This is a genomic window from Paracoccus caeni, from assembly GCF_016629665.1.
GTDB classification, from domain to species: domain Bacteria; phylum Pseudomonadota; class Alphaproteobacteria; order Rhodobacterales; family Rhodobacteraceae; genus Paracoccus; species Paracoccus caeni.
Genome location: NZ_JAEPRQ010000010.1, coordinates 27,669 through 44,401, shown reverse-complemented (window position 1 = coordinate 44,401; position 16,733 = coordinate 27,669). Strand labels below are relative to the sequence as shown.

Below are 16,733 nucleotides of genomic sequence, written 5' to 3'. Positions count from 1 at the left end.
TTGTGTCAACCGAGCTCTGTCGCACCAATCGTGTGAGGGTTGGAGTAGCCCTTTCCCCGGACAGACTTATCCCACGGCTTCCTTGACCGGGATGCCGAGCGCGGTGCAGCCGTTCAGGATAGCAATGCGGACCTGGGACTCTGCGCCCTGCCGGTCGAAGTCCCGGGCGGACAGGCGCTGGCCCATCAGCTTGACACAATTCATCTGGGTCTCGGCGTGGCTTCGGCGGTGATAGCAGCGCCATCGTCACCAGATGGTGCGCCCGACCTGCTTCGAAGTGCGCAAGATCTCGTTGCGGGCGATGGCCCCTGCGGCGTCGGGCTTCCAAGGCTTGGCGTTCTTGCGGGGCGGGATGATCGCGGCGGCCCCTCGGGCCGCGATGGCCTCATGGCATTTGCGGGTGTCGAAGGCGCCATCGGCGGTGACGGTTGCGATCTCCTGCTCGGGTGGGATCTGGTCGAGCATCTCTGGCAGCATCCCTCGCCGGTTCGCTCGAACCGGTGGCGCTTCACCGGCTCGACATCGCCCACGTTGCTGGTGGTGAACTCGGCTGCGCGGATTTCTAGGGTTTTCTCGTCGATCCCGATGTGGATCTTGCGCCAAACCCTGCGTTTCGAGCCGCCGTGCTTGCGCCTTCACCCTCGACCTTGATCCCGGTGCTGTCGACCAGCAGGTGCAAGGGGCCGTCCGAACCACGATAGGGAATGTTGACCTTCAGGGTCTTCTGGCGCCGCGACAGCGTGCTGAAGTCGGGCAGCGCCCAGTCCAGGCTGATCACTCGCAGCAGGTTCTCGACGAACCCTGTGGTTTGCCACAGCGCCATCCCGAACAGCACTTTCATCGTCAGGCAGGACTGGATCGCCGCATCGCTGTAGTCGGGCTGGCGGCCACGCTTGCCGGTGGGGACGGCTTCCCAGGTCATGGTCGGATCGAACCAGATCGTCAGCGAGCCACGGCGCTTCAGTGCTTCGTTACAGGCTGGCCAGTTCTTGGTCCTGAAGGTCGGCGGTGTCGGTCTGCTCTTGCCTTCCAGCTACCACGCTGGATTCCCGAGATGAATCCCTCACCGGATTTGTGCAACAGAGCCGATATGATAGTAAAACTCAGGCGATCCGCGCGGAAGGGTTCTTCCGGCCAAGACGGGACAGCAGATAGTCAACCTCTTCGCGTCCCGTTGCACTTAGCTTGCTTCCGGGTTTGCGCTGAAAATCGCAGGCGATAGCGCCGCGCCGCATCAGGACATATTTGCGCACGGCAAGACCAACGCCCGGCTGCTGCTCATAACGGATCAGCGGCAGATGCGTGTCGAAAAGATCATGCGCCGCGTCTCGTTCTCCTGCGCGGTGCAATTGATCAAGCCGCACCAGCATGTCCGGGAAGGCGTAACCCGTCATCGCGCCGTCAGAGCCGCGTTCAGGTTCGAAATCCAGAAACAGCCCACCATTCGCAGTCAGAATGGAGAAAGGGCGCAAGCGACCCTCAGCCTGTAGCCGCCGGATCGTGCTGATCTTTTCCAGTCCGGGCCAGTCTTCGGCTTTCAGCATCATACATGAAGGGTGTGCCTGCATAATCTTTGCGATCACCGGAACCGACATGACCACTGTTAGGGTCAGGGGGTAATCCTGAAGACACCAAGGCACGTCGTCGCCGAGCGTCTCGATAGCCGTGTCGAAATAGCTGGTGATCTGTTCATCGGTCCGCAAGTTGCTTGCCGGAGCCAGCATCACCCCTGCCGCGCCCATGTCCATTGCACCTCTGGCAAGGCTGCGCATGGCCGCAAAACTGGGGCTAGAGGCACCGACAATGACCGGCACGCGCGACCTTGCGATGACACGGCGGGCAATCTCACGGCTTTCCTCTGGCTCCAGCTTCTGCGCTTCGCCCAGAATGCCTAAGATGGTCATCCCGGTTGCGCCCGCTTCCTGATAAAAATCGGTAAGCCGGTCAAGCGAGTCCCAGTCGACCGCGCCATCGGCCGTGAAGGGCGTGGCGGCGATTGGATAGACGCCTTTCGTCTGCGTGTTAAAGCCAATCGGCAGCGAAGTGTCGTTCATCATGTTCTCTTTCAGTCGAAGCGGGTCACGGGTTGGCCGACCCAGCCGGGCAACATGTCGGGCCGTGCGGGCGCGAAGATTTCGTAATAGACGCAACCCTCGGGTCCGCAGCCGATGGCAGCATGTCGTGATCGGGCGGGAAAGAACACCAGATCACCGGGCCAAACGTCGGATTCCTGTCCATCAATCACCACGCGGCAAGTTCCCGACACCATGACCAGGATTTGCTCGTTCTCGTGCCAATGGGTCCTGCCGTCGAATTGGGTGCCGGGCGCGGTTTCGATCCGCACGGCAGAGATAAGATCTCCGCAGATACCCTTGCGGGCCGATCCCGGTCGCATGCCGGCGCATTCCGGAATTTTTGTCCAGTCTATTGTCATTCGGTCCTCAAATACTGGGGATCATGCCGCCATCCACCCGAATCACTGATCCGGTCACGAATGATGCACGGTTCGATGCAAGGAAGGCGACCACATCGCCATATTCCTCTGGACGGCCATAGCGACCGACGGGAATCGATGCGGTAGAGCTTGCCGACACGTCATCGATTGATCGCCCCTCACGCTTTGCCTTCTGTTCATCCAGAAAGGTAATGCGCTGTGTGGCGATCCGACCCGGCAGGACGATATTTGCGGTGATTCCGTCGCGCCCGACCTCGGCCGCCAATGTCTTTGACCAGCCCACCAAGCTTAGACGCAGCGCATTGGAAATGCCGAGATTCGGGATAGGTGCGACCACACCGGAAGACGTCGACGTAATGATCCGTCCCCAACCCCGCGCCCGCATGCCGGGCAGCACGGCGTCCGTCACAGCGATGACCGACACCACCATCGAATGGAAAAATTGCGCCCATTCGCCGCTCGCGCGTCCGGCTGCGGGCGTGGGCGGCGGGCCACCAGTGTTGTTGACCAGAATATCGACAAGACCGAAGGTTTCCGTGATCTGCTTCAGATTTCCCTCGATCACATCCAGATCTGCCAGATCCCATTGTAATGCGACGGCCGTTCCGGCTTTCGCGGTGATCGCGTCGACCGTCTCCTGTGCGGCTTCGGCAACGATATCTGCCGCCACGACCGATGCACCTTCGGCGGCCAATTGACGCGCGACTGCGCCGCCCAGACCACCGCCCGCACCGAACACAAGCGCGGTCTTTCCCGAAAGTCCCAGATCCATTACTTCACCCTGTATTCACTGATGATGCCGTCCTTCGGTTCAAGACCGAAACCGGGCTTCTGGCTGACCGTCAGCCAGCCTGCTTCGGGCTGAGGCACCTCCTCGAACAATGCGTTGTAGGTCATCCATTTGTGGTAGTGATATTCGACCAACCCACCATTCTGCACACCCGCATGCAAGGCGATGTTATGCGGTCCATTGCCGTTGCCATGGCTAAGCGGCACGTTGAACACCCGCGCCAAAGTAGCGATCCGGACACCCGCGGACAAACCACCATCATTGTTGATGTTTGGCTGGATGAAATCCACCGATCCAGCCTGCAGAAGCTGCAAGGCTGTGAATTTCTCGTTCTCGGCTGCGGCGACCGGAATACGCGCCCGCTGGCGCAGATCGCGCAGGTTGGCGGGGTCGTTATAGTGGATCGGCTCTTCGATGAAGCTGATGTTCAATTCGTGACATCGATCGCAAAGTTCAGCCGCCTGTGCGAGGTTCATGCGCAAATTGCCATCCATCGACAGCTCGATATCCGGGCCGATGGCGTCGCGCATGGCTGCCATACGCACATAGTCGTCCTTCGGATCGGGAATGCGCTGGCGGCCCACGGTATTCTTGACATGGGTGTTGCCCAGCATCACCAGATGCGCGGCCTCGGCAGCCAACTCTTCCGCCGAATAGACGGGCGCGCCGTCATAGGCTGCGCCATGGGTCACATACACCGGCACCCGATCACGCGCACCGCCCAGCAGGACATGGACGGGCTTGCCCAAGGTTTTGCCCTTGATGTCCCAACAGGCGATGTCGATCATGGCCATTGCCGACTGCAGCGCGCGGCCCAAGGGGCGTTCATTCGTATGCCGATCGAACAGCGTCGGTAAGCGTTCGGTCCGGAACGGATCTTCACCGATCAGGCGCGGGGCCAGATATTTGTTGATCAGGTCAATGGCGACGGGGTGTGTGTAGCCGCTGGTTGACCATCCGACCACGCCGTCATTTGTTTCCACGCGCAACAGCAGTGCGCCTTCGGTCTTGGGCAATTCTCGAAACGGCGGCGGCGTGATCGGAATGTTCTTGAGCGTATAGGCTTCGATCTTCGCGATGCTTTGCCCCGAACCCGCGACCTCATTCTCGAACATGAATGTCTGGTTGAGCATGTCTGTCCTCTTCCCTTGGGGGTTTCGAAGGACATTAGCGACAGTAAACCAGCGTGAGAAATTGAAATATCTTCTGGATTATTCAGTTTATCAGATCACTCAAGTGGCGGCATCTTTTCGGCGATCAGTTCTGCAAGGCCGAAAGCGGCAGGAGGCAACGTTTTGCCCTTAAGCGTGATGATGGCGAAATCCTGAGACAGCGATGGCGTCACGATCCGCGCCCGTCGCATTCCAGAGCCGGGGGCCGAACGGATCGTTGTGCCGGTCATGATCGATGCGCCCAATCCCGCCTGTGCCAGCGCAACCAACGTCTGACCCTGCACGCATTCATATCGGGTATTTAGCGTTATGCCGCGCTGCTTGGCGGTGGCGGCGATGATCTTGCCCATAACCGTCGTCGTCGGAAACTGAACCAACGGAATGTCCGCAAGTTCGTCGAAATTGATCGTGTCACGCTTCTCAGGCAGAAAACGCGGCGTGGCGAACAGATATAGCGACTCTCGCAAGACCGTGCGGAAATCCAGATCGCCGTCCCCGATCACCGGACCGAGTCCGAAATCGACATCACCATCGCGGATGCGCTGGAAAAGATCGACCGATTTCAGTTCGTGGACAATGATCCGGATGCCCGGATAATCCTTCTCGAATGCGGCCAATATTGCGGGCAGTCGTGTGCAGGCGATGGTCGGCGCGCAGGCCAGAGTCACACGACCTCGCCGCAGGTCAGCCGCTTCAAGAATATTGCGTAGGCCTTCTTCGACCTCGCCCACGGCGCGGCGAGCATAGGCCAGAAGTTCGGCTCCTTCAGGCGTCAGTTTGACAGAGCGTGTCGTGCGATTGAACAACGGTAAACCAAGCTGATCCTCCAATTGCCGAATCTGCGTGCTGATAGCGGATTGCGATCGGTTGACGTGATCTGCGGCCTCGCGGAAACTCTGATTCTCCGCAACAATCATGAAGGTTTGCAATAGCTTAAGATTGATGCGGTTCGTCGCAAGCGCCTGCACGTGCATCGTCCTCTCCTTCAAAAAAACAGAATAATCGGACAGATTAATTCGTTTATCAAGCGATCCAAGCTGCATTAGCGTTTTCATGACCAAGGGAGATGGTCTTGCCGCAGGGCTCTCGGGACGGCGGTCAACAATCAGGAGGAATCGATGCTTCACAGGATCTCAATCGTTTGCGCCTCGGCATTGGCGCTGTCATTCACTCTACCCTCGATCGGGACAGCGCAGGACTATCAGCCCGCACGGGACATTCAGTTCGTTATTCCGTGGGCACCGGGTGGTGGCGCCGATGTCTTCGGGCGCAAGGTCATCGAAGCTGTCAGGACAGACGGCCTGACCAATGTGAACCTGAATCCCGATAACCGCCCCGGCGGTTCCAGCGCCGTGGGTATCGGCTACGTTGCGGCAAATGCCACAGGCACGAATGACACGCTTGTTGTGTTGAACACCGCAGGGGTCATCACACCTTTGACGGTTGCAGGCGCGCCTGGTTGGAAAGAGCTGACGCCAATCGCGAATCTGATGGCCGAAGATTACGTAATCTTCGTCAAGGCCGACAGCCCGCTGCAGAACATCGAGGATCTGACCAGCGCTGCGACCAAGGCACCGCAGGCGCTAAGCTTTGCCGTGGGCGGGGTCGGCGATCAGCTTGCATCACGGGTCGTCGGCAAGGCTATCGGTGCCGAGTTCAACCTCGTCTCCTTTTCCGGAGGCGGCGAGACGATCAACGCGTTGCTCGGCGGCAATGTCGATGCGACCATCTCTAATCCGGCCGAGTTTCTAGGCCAGCTAGAAAGCGGTGCGATCCGGGCACTGGCTACGACCCGGGACAAGCGCTATGCCGATGCCGTTTTGGCCGATGTCCCTACGCTGGCGGAAACAGGCATCGAGCATCCTGTGATCCAGAACTGGCGCGGCATTGCCGGACCGAAGGATATGGCGCCCGAGGCTGTTGCCTATTGGCAGGACGTGCTTGCCAAAGCGACGGAATCGGCGGTGATGGGCGAATTTCTTGTCCAAAACTCTGCCAGCCCGCTGGTGCTCACCGGGCAAGATTATGTTGACTACATCACCCAGCAGGAACAGGTCTTTGAGGAGCTTCTGAAATGATTTCGAGCAGCAAGGCCGCGGGTAGAGAAGGCCTGAATTTCGGCGCTGCAATACTCCCGGCTGTCCTGCTGGTGATCGGAATTGTCTGCATCTGGAGCGGGATAGAGTTGGGCTTCACCCAGAACCATCTGCCGGGACCGGGTTTCATGCCGGTTATCTATGGCATTCTGATGGTTCTGTGTGCCGTGCCCGTGACCCTTTCCGAGCTTCGCGTTGGACCAGCAGACGAAGGTTATGCCAAGCCCTTGCTTCTGGCCGGAGTATTGGTGATGACGATCATCGGATTCGGCATCATTGGCGGCATCGGCTCACTGTTTTTGATGATGTTCGGGCTGTTTGTTCTGCTCGAGCGTTTGCCGCCGTTACGCTCTCTGCTGATCTCGGCGGCAGGCGCGGCACTTTTCTACTTCATCTTCGTTCGCGCGCTTTCGGTGGCGCTACCTAACGGGCCTTGGGGGTTCTGATATGGATCAGATCATTCATCTTTTTGGCGGCTTCTCGACGATCTTTACCGGCTATTACCTAATGATGTGCCTGGCTGGCGTGTTGATGGGGCAAGTTATCGGCGCGCTACCCGGTATTGGCCCGTCAGCCGCCATCGCATTATTGTTGCCTCTGACTTTAGGCGCCGATCCCACGGGCGCGCTGATCATGTTCGCCGGCCTCTATGCTGGCTCGCAATACGGCGGCACGTTGACCGCGGTCCTGCTGAATGTGCCGGGCGAGGCATCTTCTGTGATGACTGCAGTGGACGGTCACCAATTGGCGCTTCAGGGCCGCGCAGGTCCGGCTCTTGGAACGGCAGCAATCGCGTCGTTCATTGCCGGGACGGTAGGAACCGTCGGATTGATGTTCCTCGCGCCACCGCTGGCCAGCATTGCGTTGAATTTCGGGCCCCCGGAATATTTCGGACTGATCCTGGTCGGTCTCACCACACTGGCCGCTGTCGGTGGATCGCTGAGCAAGGGAATCGCCGCCGGCTTGCTGGGATTGATCATTGCGCTGATCGGTATCGACGGACAAAGCGGTGTTACCCGGTTCACGTTTGGACAGCTCTGGTTGCTGGACGGGATCGAATTCACCGTGATCGCCGTTGCGGTATTCGGCGTGGGCGAGGTTCTGGCGACTTGCTATCAGACCAAGGAACATACGGCGATCGAGGTCAAGAACGCCTATCCGACCCGCGACGATCTTCGCCAATCGGCAGCCCCGATCGCTCGCGGCACGGGACTGGGCTTCCTGATCGGGGTTCTTCCCGCGGCAGGGGCCACGCTGGCATCTTTTATGGCCTACATTCTGGAAAAGAAAGTGGCGAAGCAACCCGAACGTTTCGGTCATGGCGCTATCGAGGGGGTGGCCGGCCCCGAGGCCGCGAACAACTCTGCAGTATCGGGCGCGCTTGTGCCGATGTTCGCGCTAGGCATCCCCGGCTCAGGAACGACCGCGCTGATGCTGGGGGCGTTGATTATGTTCGGGTTGCGTCCCGGCCCTGATATGTTCACCACCAATGGCGATCTGATCTGGGGTGTGATCGCCAGCATGTTCGTTGCAAATGTGCTGCTGCTGATCCTGAACATTCCCCTAGCGGGCATGTTCGCGCGGCTGCTCACAATCCGCTATAGCTGGATATATCCACCGATCTTGGGCATCTGTTTGCTAGGCGCATTCGCAAACTCAAACAGTTTGCAAGATTGCTGGCTGCTGGTCGCCTTTGGTGTGCTGGGCTGGATGATGAAGCGGTATGAATGGCCCCAAGCCCCACTGGTTCTGGGCCTTGTTCTCGGCCCGATCTTCGAGACGACTATGCGCCAGTCCATGTCGATGTCGCGGGGTGATCCACTGATTTTCTTGCAACGACCGATCTCGCTGACGCTGATACTGATCGCACTTGCGGCGATCGCCCTGCCGATCATCTCGTATCTTAGGCGGAACAGGCCGACAGTATCGGGCTGAAAACGTCTCCCAAGAAGACTGCATAGCGCGATAACATCCGCGCTATGTCACCAAGAAAGACCTGAGTTGTTCGTTCTGATCTAGGGTCGGGACACATTGAGTTTCACAACTAGTAGATGACGACAGCGGCGAGAGCGATGGCAGAGAAAAATGCCTTGGGGCATCGGTCGTATCTGGTTGCCACGCGCCTCCAGTCCTTGAGCCTGCCGAACATGATCTCGATCCGGTTTCGCCGTCTGTAGCGGCGCTTGTCGTATTCGACCGGTGCGATGCGTTGTTTCCGTCCACAGACGCAGCCGCGTATCCCTTTGTCTTGTAAGGCTTCTCGGAACTAATCAGTGTCGTCGCCCTGGTCGCCGAGCAGTCAATCGACGTTCGGCAGGTTGCTGAGCAGCGCACGCGCACCGATGTAATCGCTGACCTGTCCTGCGGAGACGAAGAAAGTGATCCGGCGGCCTTTGCTGTCGCAGACGGCATGCAGTTTCGTGTTCATGCCACCTTTGGTTCGTCCAATCAGGCGACCGCGCCCCCTTTTTTGACGCCCAGACTGGACGCCGTTCGGTGAGCCTTCAAGTAGGTGGCGTCGATCATCACGGTTTTCTTCTCGCCGTGATCAGCGGCCGATTCAACCATCATCTGAGCGAAGATACCTTTGTAGCTCCACCGCTTCCAACGGTTATAAAGTGTCTTGTGCGGACCTTACTCTTTCGGCGCATCCCTCCAGCGTAACCCATTGCAGTTAAAAAAGATAATACCGCTCTAGACACACCGATCATCGACGAGGGGCTTGCCGTGGGACTTCGGAAAATAGGGCTCAAGGCGCGCGAGCTGCGCGTCGCTCAACCAGCAAAGATCAGACATGTTCACCCTCGATTTTCGAACCGTGAATCACGCAGTCCCACCGAAGTTCAATGGGTCCTGAGCCTGGGCCGATATGACAAAACTTCCTCAGAAACAGCAGAAAATTGCGCGCGGCATTTTAATAGTTCTATCCAAAAGTTCTTTTTTTGCCGGGGCATGTCCGAACCTCCCGTTCCCATTCGTCAATCAATCAAGCGGCAATGGAAGCCGTACGGCAACAGCGGCATCGAATGCCATCGGGATCGAGGGACGATATGACGGGAAAAGCGGAACAAGGGGCGTCTACCTTTGCGCGAGGTGCGCGCGCGGTGCTGATGGCGGGCACGATTTTGGGATCGGCGGTGGCGATGCCCGCCGCTGCACAAGAAAGCGCGCCGGTTTCGCAGGCAAGGCCGATTTCGATCCCCTCTGGTCCACTGACCCCGGCCCTTAATGCCTTGGCAGCGCAGGCAGATTTGCAACTGATGTTCGACGCTTCGCTGACCGAAGGCCGCAGCACGGCCGGCGCAAGCGGCACGATGACGCCGTCGCAGGCGCTGGACAGGTTGCTTGCGGGCAGCGCGATCAGCGCGCGGTTCGCCGGGTCAAATCAGGTCTTGTTGATCGGGGGCACGCCAACCTCGCTGACCACTGAAGACAACGCCGTCCTGTTGGAAACGATCACGCTTTACGGCAACCGCGCTGGCAACAGCCTCGATTCCACCTTCGCCAGCGTCGGCGTGGTGGACGCGCGGGCCATTCAGGAAGGCCATCTCAGCGACGTGCAGGACACGTTCCGCAGGCTGGCCAATGTCGATGACAGCGCCTTTGCAAATTCTGGCTTCGTTATCCGTGGCTTAAGCTCTGAAGGCTTCGTTCCTGCAGGCGCGCCGGTCGGCTCGCTTTATCTCGATGGTGTGCTGCAAACCCGATATAACGCCCGCCGCGCCGGTGGGTCGCTGTGGGATACCGAACAGGTCGAGGTCTATCGCGGCCCGCAATCGACACTAAGCGGTCGCGCCGCAATGTCGGGCGCGATCTATATCAAGACCAAGGATCCGACCTTTGATCGCGAGGCGGAATTCGAGGTGACGGCGGGCAACAACGACCTTGCCGGGGCGTCCTTCATGCTGAACACGCCGCTGATCGATGATCAGCTTGCCTTGCGCTTTTCCGGATCGTTCCGGCGCAGCAAAACTACGGTTGAATATCCGACCTACCGCGATTTCGCAGGCTACGACGATTTCCGGACCGAGGTGGCCGATAACCTGCGCCTGAAGCTGCTGTGGCAGCCGTCGGACATGCCCGATACGCGGGCGGTGCTCAGTTATTCCTATTCCAGCGACCGCCCCAATGAACGCCTAATCGGCATCGGGTCAGACTTTGACCTCGATGACGAACGCGGCGATTGGTATTTCATCCCGACCTATGCCGAGTTTCGCCAGACCAAGGCGCATAACCTTGGGCTAGAGGTCACGCATGATCTGAACGACACGCTGCGGCTGACTTCAATGACCGGGGTGAATTTCGGGCAAACCCGGCGGCGGTCGGTCGATACCGGAACCGAAGGACTGCTGGACGGGATCGATGGCGATATCGACGATACCTTGATGTCACAGGAAATTCGCCTGAATTACGACGATGGCAGGCTGAAATGGGTTGCCGGGGTCTTTGGCAGTTTTCAGGAATTCGATTCCAGATTTGACGCCATCGCGGTGCCCTATCTGCAACTGTCCGAACGCTTCAACCGCAAGACCACGAACCTTGCCGCCTTTGGTGAGGCGACGTGGGAATTTGCGCCGTCATGGGATGTCACCCTTGGCGGTCGGATCGACTGGCTGCGCGAACGCACCGATCAGCGCAACGTGGACACCTATCCGTTTGGCGGTGAGCCGTTCGCCTATTCGAACAGCGCCGATTTCAAGGAAACCAACTTCGTTCCGAAGATCGGCGTGACCCGGCATTTCGGCGATCTGCAAACGGTCGGGCTGACCTATTCCGAAGGGTTCCGGACCGGCGGCTTTTACGTAAATTATCGCACCGGCGCGCCTGAATATTACGACCCCGAACGCGCCCGCAGTCTGGAGCTGTCGTATAAGGGTATCCTGCTGGATGACCGGCTGACGCTGAACGGCAATGCATTCTACACCAAATACGAAGATCAGCAGGTCGAGATCCGCCCGGATCCCAACAACCAATCCTATCGCGAAACCACCAACGCAGCCTCGTCCCGCACCATCGGCTTCGAGATAGAGCCGACCTTGCGGGTCAACGACAACCTGACCGGCTTCGCCTCGCTGGGCTATCTGAACACCACGTTCTCCGAATTCAATCATGCAGCCTATGGCGACATGGCGGGCGAGCCGTTCCCGGAAGCGCCGGAATGGACGGTGGCGCTTGGTGGACGGTATGATTTCGACAACGGCTTCTGGCTGGGCGGTGATGCGAAATATACGTCGTCTTATAACGGTAGCTTCGGCATCCCGCCGCAGGATTCGATCAAGGCGCGCACCATCGTCAACCTTCAGGCAGGCTATGCCCGCGATAATTGGGAAGTGGTCGTCTTCGCCGATAACCTGTTGGACGAACGCTATTTCACCTTCATCGATCGTGATGCCGCGCCCGTCTATGGCCAGATCGGCCCACGCCGCACCGTCGGCGTGACGCTGAACGCCAAGTTCTGAGTAGGGGGTCCGATGCGCCTGATCGTCTCTTGTTGTCTGTGGTTCTTTTCGGCCTCTGCGGTTTTCGCCAATTGCGATGGCCGTCTGATTTCCGAACGGATCATGGGCGATCCTGTCTGCGTGCCAGCGGAACCGCAACGGATCGTCGTTCTGGACCCGCTGATCACGCTGGGAATGCTGATGGAACTGGATGCGCAGATCGCTGCGACATCCTTCATCGGCATTCAGGATGAGCCCGTCAGGGCGCGGGCCGAGGGCGCGAGCATCGCCGATATCGGTCATCCCATCGAACCTAGTTTCGAGCGGATATTGGCGATGCAGCCCGATCTGATCATCGGGGCCAGCTATCTGCACGAGGCGCTGTATCCGATGCTGTCCCAGCTTGGCCCGACGCTGCTGATCGACCACATGCCGTGGAAAGATCACATGCGGATGATGGGCGAAATCTCGGGCCGTGAGGCCCAAGCGGAAGAGCTGCTGGCCGGATACGAGACCAGATTGGCCGAGGTTCGGGCGAAGGTTCCGTCTGATTTGACAGTTTCGGTCGTCAGGGTCGCGCAGGAAGGTTTTCGGGTATTTCTAGACGGCCCGGCGGCCTATGCCCCCTATGCGGTTCTGGCCGAGGCCGGGGTGAAACGCACCGCATATGAGACGACGACGGATCAGGAAATCGTCAAACGCCCGGATTGGGAAGATATTGGCCAGTTGACCGGGGACGTCCTTCTCTACGTCGTTGCCAGCGGGTTAGAGACCGCGCCCGACGATGCCTTGACCGAAGAAACCCTTGCCAATCCGCTGTGGCAGATGCTGCCCGCCGTTGCGAACGGCCGTTCGCACCGTATCGATCGCGGGACGTGGATGGGCTTTCACGGTATCGCATCCGCCCACGCGGTTCTGGACGATATCGAGACGTTTATGCTGCCCTGAGCGAGTGTTGCCCATCGACGGAGCAGGGGGTAAAAAATGGCAGCCTGTCCCGATATACAGATTGTTTCGCCGCCGCATCTTCGCCTAGGGTCGGGATGGAATGGAAGCAAGTCGAACCGCCGGATCAGGGTCCGGTTCCGGTTCCCGCCACCGGCCCACCTTCTGGCCCGGATCGACGACATGCATGCAGTCCCTTTGCAGATAGCGGATTTGGATGACAATGACCTGTTAAATCAGGCCATTGCCCTTCATTACCATGACATCACCGCTGCCGTTGCGCGTCGGGGTCATGTGCGCGGGTCCGAGGCGGATATCGTCCACGATCTTTACCTGAAACTGGCCGTTCGCCCCGGCATCCTGCGGAACAAGTCGTCGATCGGTGCCTTCCTGTGCCGTGCCGCGATCAATCTGGGCATCGACCGGCTGCGGCGGCAGAATTTTGAAGCAAGGCTGTTTTCCGGCACCGAGGTCGAGGCGGAAAACGTCGCCGCCGACACCCTGCCGCCGGATCACTGGCTGCAAGTCGAAGCCCGGCTGCGATTGCTGCGGCAGGCCATCGGTGAGCTTTCCGAACGCAGGCGCGCGGTGTTCATTCTGCATCGGCTGCACGGTCTGAGCTCTGACCAGATCGCGGCGCGGCTTGGCATCACCCGCAATATGGTGGACCGACATTTGCGAATGGCGCTTGCCCATTGTCTTGACCGGCTGAGCGAAGAGGCCGGTTGAGCGGTCGCCGCGCCGAAGCAATTGGTCTATGAAGTCCCCACCCAGCAGACGAGTCATCTGATGCCAGATCGTGCCGCACGCAAACGCAATCATCAGGCCGCCGATTGGGTGCTGCGCCAGCATGAAGGGCGCATGTCGGGCAGCGACGATGCCGCGTTTCGGGCATGGCTGGCGGCGGATCCACAGAACGGTCGCGCCCATGATGCCGCCCGCCGCCTGTTGGGCGAGGCGGGACGTGCGATCTCTGCCGATCCGGAACTGCGCAGTTTTCAGTATCAGCCCCGCAGGACCGGGCCGGTCATCGGGGCTCTCGCTGCGCTGGCTGTGGGGCTGGGCTATTTCCTGTGGTCTGATGGCGTGATGCACCTGCGCGCGGATATTGTTGCCAGCGCCGATCAGATACCAGTGACGACACTGGACGATGGCTCGGTGATGCAGATGAATGCCTCTTCCGCGGTGGATATCGACATGGCGGGCGACCACCGGACCATCCGCCTTTTGCGGGGGCAGGCGTGGTTTCAGGTGGCCCCGGATCCGACCCGCCCGTTCACGGTCGAGGCGGGCGATACACGGGTAACCGCGCTTGGCACCGCCTTCGATGTGCGACTGGATCAGGCCGGTGTTCAGGTGACGGTGACCGAACATGCCGTCAGCCTAGAGGTGCAGGACAAGCCCGAACTGGCCGCAAGGGTGAATCAGGGGCAACGGGCGACCTATGACGCCGCCACCGATCAGATTGACAGCGCCGCGACCGATGGGCAGGCGGAACTGGCATGGCGGCGCGGCAAGCTGATCGTCGACAATGCGCCATTGTCGCTGGTGATCGATGAAATGAACCGGCATTTCCCCGGAACAATCAGGATCGCCAATTCAGCGCTGGCCGACCGGCGTGTCAGCGGAACGCTGAAGGTCACCGATACCGAAGGATCGCTGTCTTTCCTGCATGAAGCACTGGGCATTCGAAGCACCAGGCTTGGCCCCTTCGTGCTTTTGCGGAACTAAGATAGCGTATTGACCCAATTGCACCCTTATCCGGAACGAAGAGGTCAGGCGGTCGCCCAATTTGTAGGGTGTGCGCCGCCGTTGCTTCGATAAGGCGTCGGCGTGCCCGAGTTGGAGGGCTCTCCACGCCGGTTCTGTGCCGGGCGCCGATAGGGGGTTGCCAAGATCAGCCATTGAAGGCCCGTTCCTTTCCATGGGGTGGCGATTCTTGGCAGGATTTCGCCGCTGGCCAGTCTAGCGGCAGTTTTAGAGATGCGGCCACGCAGCATGAGTGAGTTAGGCCGAAGGCATTGGACACAGTATGTTTGTCTTGTCTCACCTCTCATATTCCCTTCTAGATACTTCATCCGAGACGTGATCCCGGCCTTTGCGGATCAGTGTTGCGGCCGCCTCACCGGCAATCTCGAAATATTCCGGGTCGCGATGCAGCAGAACGACGGCGAAGGCTCCGTCCAGCAGCAGGATAATCTGGCGGGCAAGCGTTCCTGCGCCTGCCTCAAGCCCGGCGTCCAGCAGCACCGAACACAGCCAGTTCTCGACTCGCATCTTGTGGGCACGTGCCGCAACGATGGCCGGATGGCCCGGCATGTTGATCAGCTCCACCGATGCCCGCAGGAAACCGCAACCCTTCCACGAGCGGCGGTGCGCCGAGCGGGCCAGATTGTCGAAGATCGCGCGGATCTTGTCAGCCACATCTCCCTCCGCCCACGCAAACCAATGCTGGAAAGCCGCCAGATTGGGCTGGTCGCGCATCTCCAGCCAGGCGGCGATCAGATCGTCCTTGCTGCGGAAATGATAATAGAGCGTGCGCTTGGTCACGCCCGCCGTCTCGGCGATACCATCCATGCTGACGGTGCGGAGGCCCTCGGCATAGAACAGCTTTCCCGCTGCCTCGAGGATACGGTCGCGTGTGGGGGGCGATGGCTTGTCCATGCTCAATAGTATACCGACCAGTGAATATACTCAATCCGCTCGACTGCTAGTCTGGCGGGCATGGGCCATCGCATCATCGATCATGAAACCCAACTGAGCCGCCCCGTCCTGCTGCATTGCGAGGATGGCGTCAGCCTGCAGGGTCACCTCTGGCCCGGCCGGGGCAAGCCGATAGGCCGCGTCATCATCAACCCGGCCACGGGGGTGCTGGCGCGGTATTATCACCGCTATGCGGCATTTCTGGCCGGTCACGGCTTCGAGGTCCTGACTTGGGATTATCGCGGCATCGGCCTGTCGCGCCCGGCGGATTTGCGGGGCTGCGGCTATCGCTGGCGCGACTGGGGCGAGCGGGACTTTACGGCAGTGCTGGCGTTCATGACCACGCGGAATGGCGGGCCCCTGATCGTCGTGGGCCACAGTATCGGCGGCTTTCTTCCCGGCCTCGCGCGCGGTGCGGACCGGATCGACCGGATGCTGACCGTCGGCGCGCAATACGCGTGGTGGGGCGATTACGCGCCCCGGCGTCGCCTGCCCCTGCTACTGAAATGGCATCTGGCCATGCCGGGGCTGACGGCGCTGTGCGGTTACTTTCCGGGGCGTCGGTTGGGCTGGCTGGAGGATCTGCCGGCTGGTGTTGCCTATGAATGGGCCTTCCGCCGTGCCCGTTTCGAATTGTCCCATCCGGCCGCGGAAAGGGGTGATGTGACCCGACGCATGGTCGCGGTCGGCGCGGATATCCTTGCGGTCGCGGTTGCGGATGACGAATTAGGGACCATGCCTGCGATCCGCCGCACACTTGGCTATTATACCGGCGCCGACCGCATTATGGTGCTGCTGCAGCCCGCCGATTGCGGGCTGCAGGCGATCGGCCACTTCAGCTTGTTTCACGACAGCCATGCACAAGGTTTCTGGCGCGAGACGTTGAACTGGTTGCGGGACGGGCAAAACCCGTGGCCGCAGCGCGTAGCGCTGCGGTCGGGTCCTTGGTCAGATGGCGCAACAGGCTCTGCGCCGAGCGGAAAGTTCGGTGCTGGACCTGATGCAGACCGACAGGTGCCTTAGCGCTCGACCGTTGGCCAGCTGTATGAGCGATGCTTGAGGACCGCCTCATGCGCCGGGCGGTGGTCTAGGGCACGATGCCGATGCCCGTGGCCATGTCTGCCATCCGACAAG

14 protein-coding genes and 2 pseudogenes are annotated in these 16,733 nt (G+C 59.9%); 8 read left to right on the top strand and 8 right to left on the bottom strand.

Annotation, left to right across the window (positions count from 1 at the left end; translation table 11 throughout):
• Positions 1-66: 66 nt before the first annotated feature.
• The 6 genes and pseudogenes from JJJ17_RS18475 to JJJ17_RS18450 form a co-directional block, all read right to left on the bottom strand.
• Positions 67-1,033, bottom strand: a pseudogene (locus JJJ17_RS18475) (IS5 family transposase).
• 70 nt (positions 1,034-1,103) lie between these two features.
• Complete coding sequence (locus tag JJJ17_RS18470; protein WP_200689123.1) at positions 1,104-2,054, bottom strand: dihydrodipicolinate synthase family protein; 951 nt, start codon at positions 2,052-2,054, stop codon at positions 1,104-1,106.
• A gap of 11 nt (positions 2,055-2,065) precedes the next feature.
• Complete coding sequence (locus tag JJJ17_RS18465; protein ID WP_200689122.1) at positions 2,066-2,395, bottom strand: cupin domain-containing protein; 330 nt, start codon at positions 2,393-2,395, stop codon at positions 2,066-2,068.
• A 46-nt stretch (positions 2,396-2,441) separates the two neighbouring features.
• On the bottom strand, positions 2,442-3,227 hold the full coding sequence (locus JJJ17_RS18460) for an SDR family oxidoreductase (protein ID WP_200689120.1): 786 nt from the start codon (positions 3,225-3,227) through the stop codon (positions 2,442-2,444).
• A complete protein-coding gene (locus JJJ17_RS18455; RefSeq protein ID WP_200689118.1) occupies positions 3,227-4,378 on the bottom strand; it encodes a mandelate racemase/muconate lactonizing enzyme family protein in 1,152 nt (383 codons plus the stop codon). The genes JJJ17_RS18460 and JJJ17_RS18455 overlap by 1 nt, the downstream gene beginning before the upstream one ends.
• Before the next feature lie 95 nt (positions 4,379-4,473).
• Positions 4,474-5,460 carry a LysR family transcriptional regulator gene (locus JJJ17_RS18450; RefSeq protein ID WP_200689116.1) on the bottom strand — a complete coding sequence of 329 codons (987 nt, stop codon included), beginning with the start codon at positions 5,458-5,460 and terminating at the stop codon, positions 4,474-4,476.
• A gap of 75 nt (positions 5,461-5,535) precedes the next feature.
• Here JJJ17_RS18450 and JJJ17_RS18445 point away from each other — a divergent pair, with 75 nt between their 5' ends.
• From JJJ17_RS18445 to JJJ17_RS18435, 3 genes are read left to right on the top strand one after another with little or no spacing between them, the layout of a single operon-like run.
• Positions 5,536-6,495, top strand: coding sequence for a Bug family tripartite tricarboxylate transporter substrate binding protein (locus JJJ17_RS18445; protein WP_200689115.1), 960 nt, complete (start codon positions 5,536-5,538; stop codon positions 6,493-6,495).
• Positions 6,492-6,959 (top strand): tripartite tricarboxylate transporter TctB family protein, encoded by a 468-nt coding sequence (locus JJJ17_RS18440; RefSeq protein WP_200689113.1) that lies wholly within the window; start codon positions 6,492-6,494, stop codon positions 6,957-6,959. The genes JJJ17_RS18445 and JJJ17_RS18440 overlap by 4 nt, the downstream gene beginning before the upstream one ends.
• A 1-nt stretch (position 6,960) precedes the next feature.
• The gene (locus JJJ17_RS18435; protein WP_200689111.1) at positions 6,961-8,448 is read left to right on the top strand and encodes a tripartite tricarboxylate transporter permease; all 1,488 of its coding nucleotides are present in this window, start codon (positions 6,961-6,963) and stop codon (positions 8,446-8,448) included.
• A gap of 109 nt (positions 8,449-8,557) precedes the next feature.
• Here JJJ17_RS18435 and JJJ17_RS18430 read toward each other — a convergent pair.
• Positions 8,558-9,309: pseudogene (locus tag JJJ17_RS18430) on the bottom strand (IS5 family transposase).
• Between the two features lie 314 nt (positions 9,310-9,623).
• On the opposite strand from JJJ17_RS18430, the gene JJJ17_RS18425 reads away from it, so the two are divergent.
• The 4 genes from JJJ17_RS18425 to JJJ17_RS18410 all read left to right on the top strand — a co-directional run bounded on the left by JJJ17_RS18425 (position 9,624) and on the right by JJJ17_RS18410 (position 14,627).
• The gene (locus JJJ17_RS18425; RefSeq protein ID WP_200689105.1) at positions 9,624-11,972 is read left to right on the top strand and encodes a TonB-dependent receptor domain-containing protein; all 2,349 of its coding nucleotides are present in this window, start codon (positions 9,624-9,626) and stop codon (positions 11,970-11,972) included.
• Between the two features lie 12 nt (positions 11,973-11,984).
• Complete coding sequence (locus JJJ17_RS18420; RefSeq protein WP_200689104.1) at positions 11,985-12,899, top strand: iron-siderophore ABC transporter substrate-binding protein; 915 nt, start codon at positions 11,985-11,987, stop codon at positions 12,897-12,899.
• A gap of 180 nt (positions 12,900-13,079) precedes the next feature.
• Positions 13,080-13,625, top strand: a complete 546-nt coding sequence (locus tag JJJ17_RS18415; RefSeq protein WP_200689103.1) for an RNA polymerase sigma factor — start codon at positions 13,080-13,082, stop codon at positions 13,623-13,625.
• A 60-nt stretch (positions 13,626-13,685) separates the two neighbouring features.
• Complete coding sequence (locus tag JJJ17_RS18410; RefSeq protein WP_200689102.1) at positions 13,686-14,627, top strand: FecR family protein; 942 nt, start codon at positions 13,686-13,688, stop codon at positions 14,625-14,627.
• 315 nt (positions 14,628-14,942) lie between these two features.
• Here JJJ17_RS18410 and JJJ17_RS18405 read toward each other — a convergent pair whose 3' ends face one another.
• Positions 14,943-15,560: a TetR/AcrR family transcriptional regulator gene (locus tag JJJ17_RS18405; protein WP_200689101.1), complete on the bottom strand. Its 618-nt coding sequence runs from the start codon at positions 15,558-15,560 to the stop codon at positions 14,943-14,945.
• A gap of 60 nt (positions 15,561-15,620) precedes the next feature.
• Here JJJ17_RS18405 and JJJ17_RS18400 point away from each other — a divergent pair, with 60 nt between their 5' ends.
• The gene (locus JJJ17_RS18400) at positions 15,621-16,622 is read left to right on the top strand and encodes an alpha/beta hydrolase family protein (RefSeq protein ID WP_200689100.1); all 1,002 of its coding nucleotides are present in this window, start codon (positions 15,621-15,623) and stop codon (positions 16,620-16,622) included.
• Positions 16,623-16,733 lie beyond the last annotated feature (111 nt).

Coding starts and splice junctions, on each gene's coding strand:
- JJJ17_RS18470 (WP_200689123.1), bottom strand. CDS start 2,054: ATGAACGACACTTCGCTGCCGATTGGCTTTAACACGCAGACGAAAGGC.
- JJJ17_RS18465 (WP_200689122.1), bottom strand. CDS start 2,395: ATGCGACCGGGATCGGCCCGCAAGGGTATCTGCGGAGATCTTATCTCT.
- JJJ17_RS18460 (WP_200689120.1), bottom strand. CDS start 3,227: ATGGATCTGGGACTTTCGGGAAAGACCGCGCTTGTGTTCGGTGCGGGC.
- JJJ17_RS18455 (WP_200689118.1), bottom strand. CDS start 4,378: ATGCTCAACCAGACATTCATGTTCGAGAATGAGGTCGCGGGTTCGGGG.
- JJJ17_RS18450 (WP_200689116.1), bottom strand. CDS start 5,460: ATGCAGCTTGGATCGCTTGATAAACGAATTAATCTGTCCGATTATTCT.
- JJJ17_RS18445 (WP_200689115.1), top strand. CDS start 5,536: ATGCTTCACAGGATCTCAATCGTTTGCGCCTCGGCATTGGCGCTGTCA.
- JJJ17_RS18440 (WP_200689113.1), top strand. CDS start 6,492: ATGATTTCGAGCAGCAAGGCCGCGGGTAGAGAAGGCCTGAATTTCGGC.
- JJJ17_RS18435 (WP_200689111.1), top strand. CDS start 6,961: ATGGATCAGATCATTCATCTTTTTGGCGGCTTCTCGACGATCTTTACC.
- JJJ17_RS18425 (WP_200689105.1), top strand. CDS start 9,624: ATGGCGGGCACGATTTTGGGATCGGCGGTGGCGATGCCCGCCGCTGCA.
- JJJ17_RS18420 (WP_200689104.1), top strand. CDS start 11,985: ATGCGCCTGATCGTCTCTTGTTGTCTGTGGTTCTTTTCGGCCTCTGCG.
- JJJ17_RS18415 (WP_200689103.1), top strand. CDS start 13,080: ATGCATGCAGTCCCTTTGCAGATAGCGGATTTGGATGACAATGACCTG.
- JJJ17_RS18410 (WP_200689102.1), top strand. CDS start 13,686: ATGCCAGATCGTGCCGCACGCAAACGCAATCATCAGGCCGCCGATTGG.
- JJJ17_RS18405 (WP_200689101.1), bottom strand. CDS start 15,560: ATGGACAAGCCATCGCCCCCCACACGCGACCGTATCCTCGAGGCAGCG.
- JJJ17_RS18400 (WP_200689100.1), top strand. CDS start 15,621: ATGGGCCATCGCATCATCGATCATGAAACCCAACTGAGCCGCCCCGTC.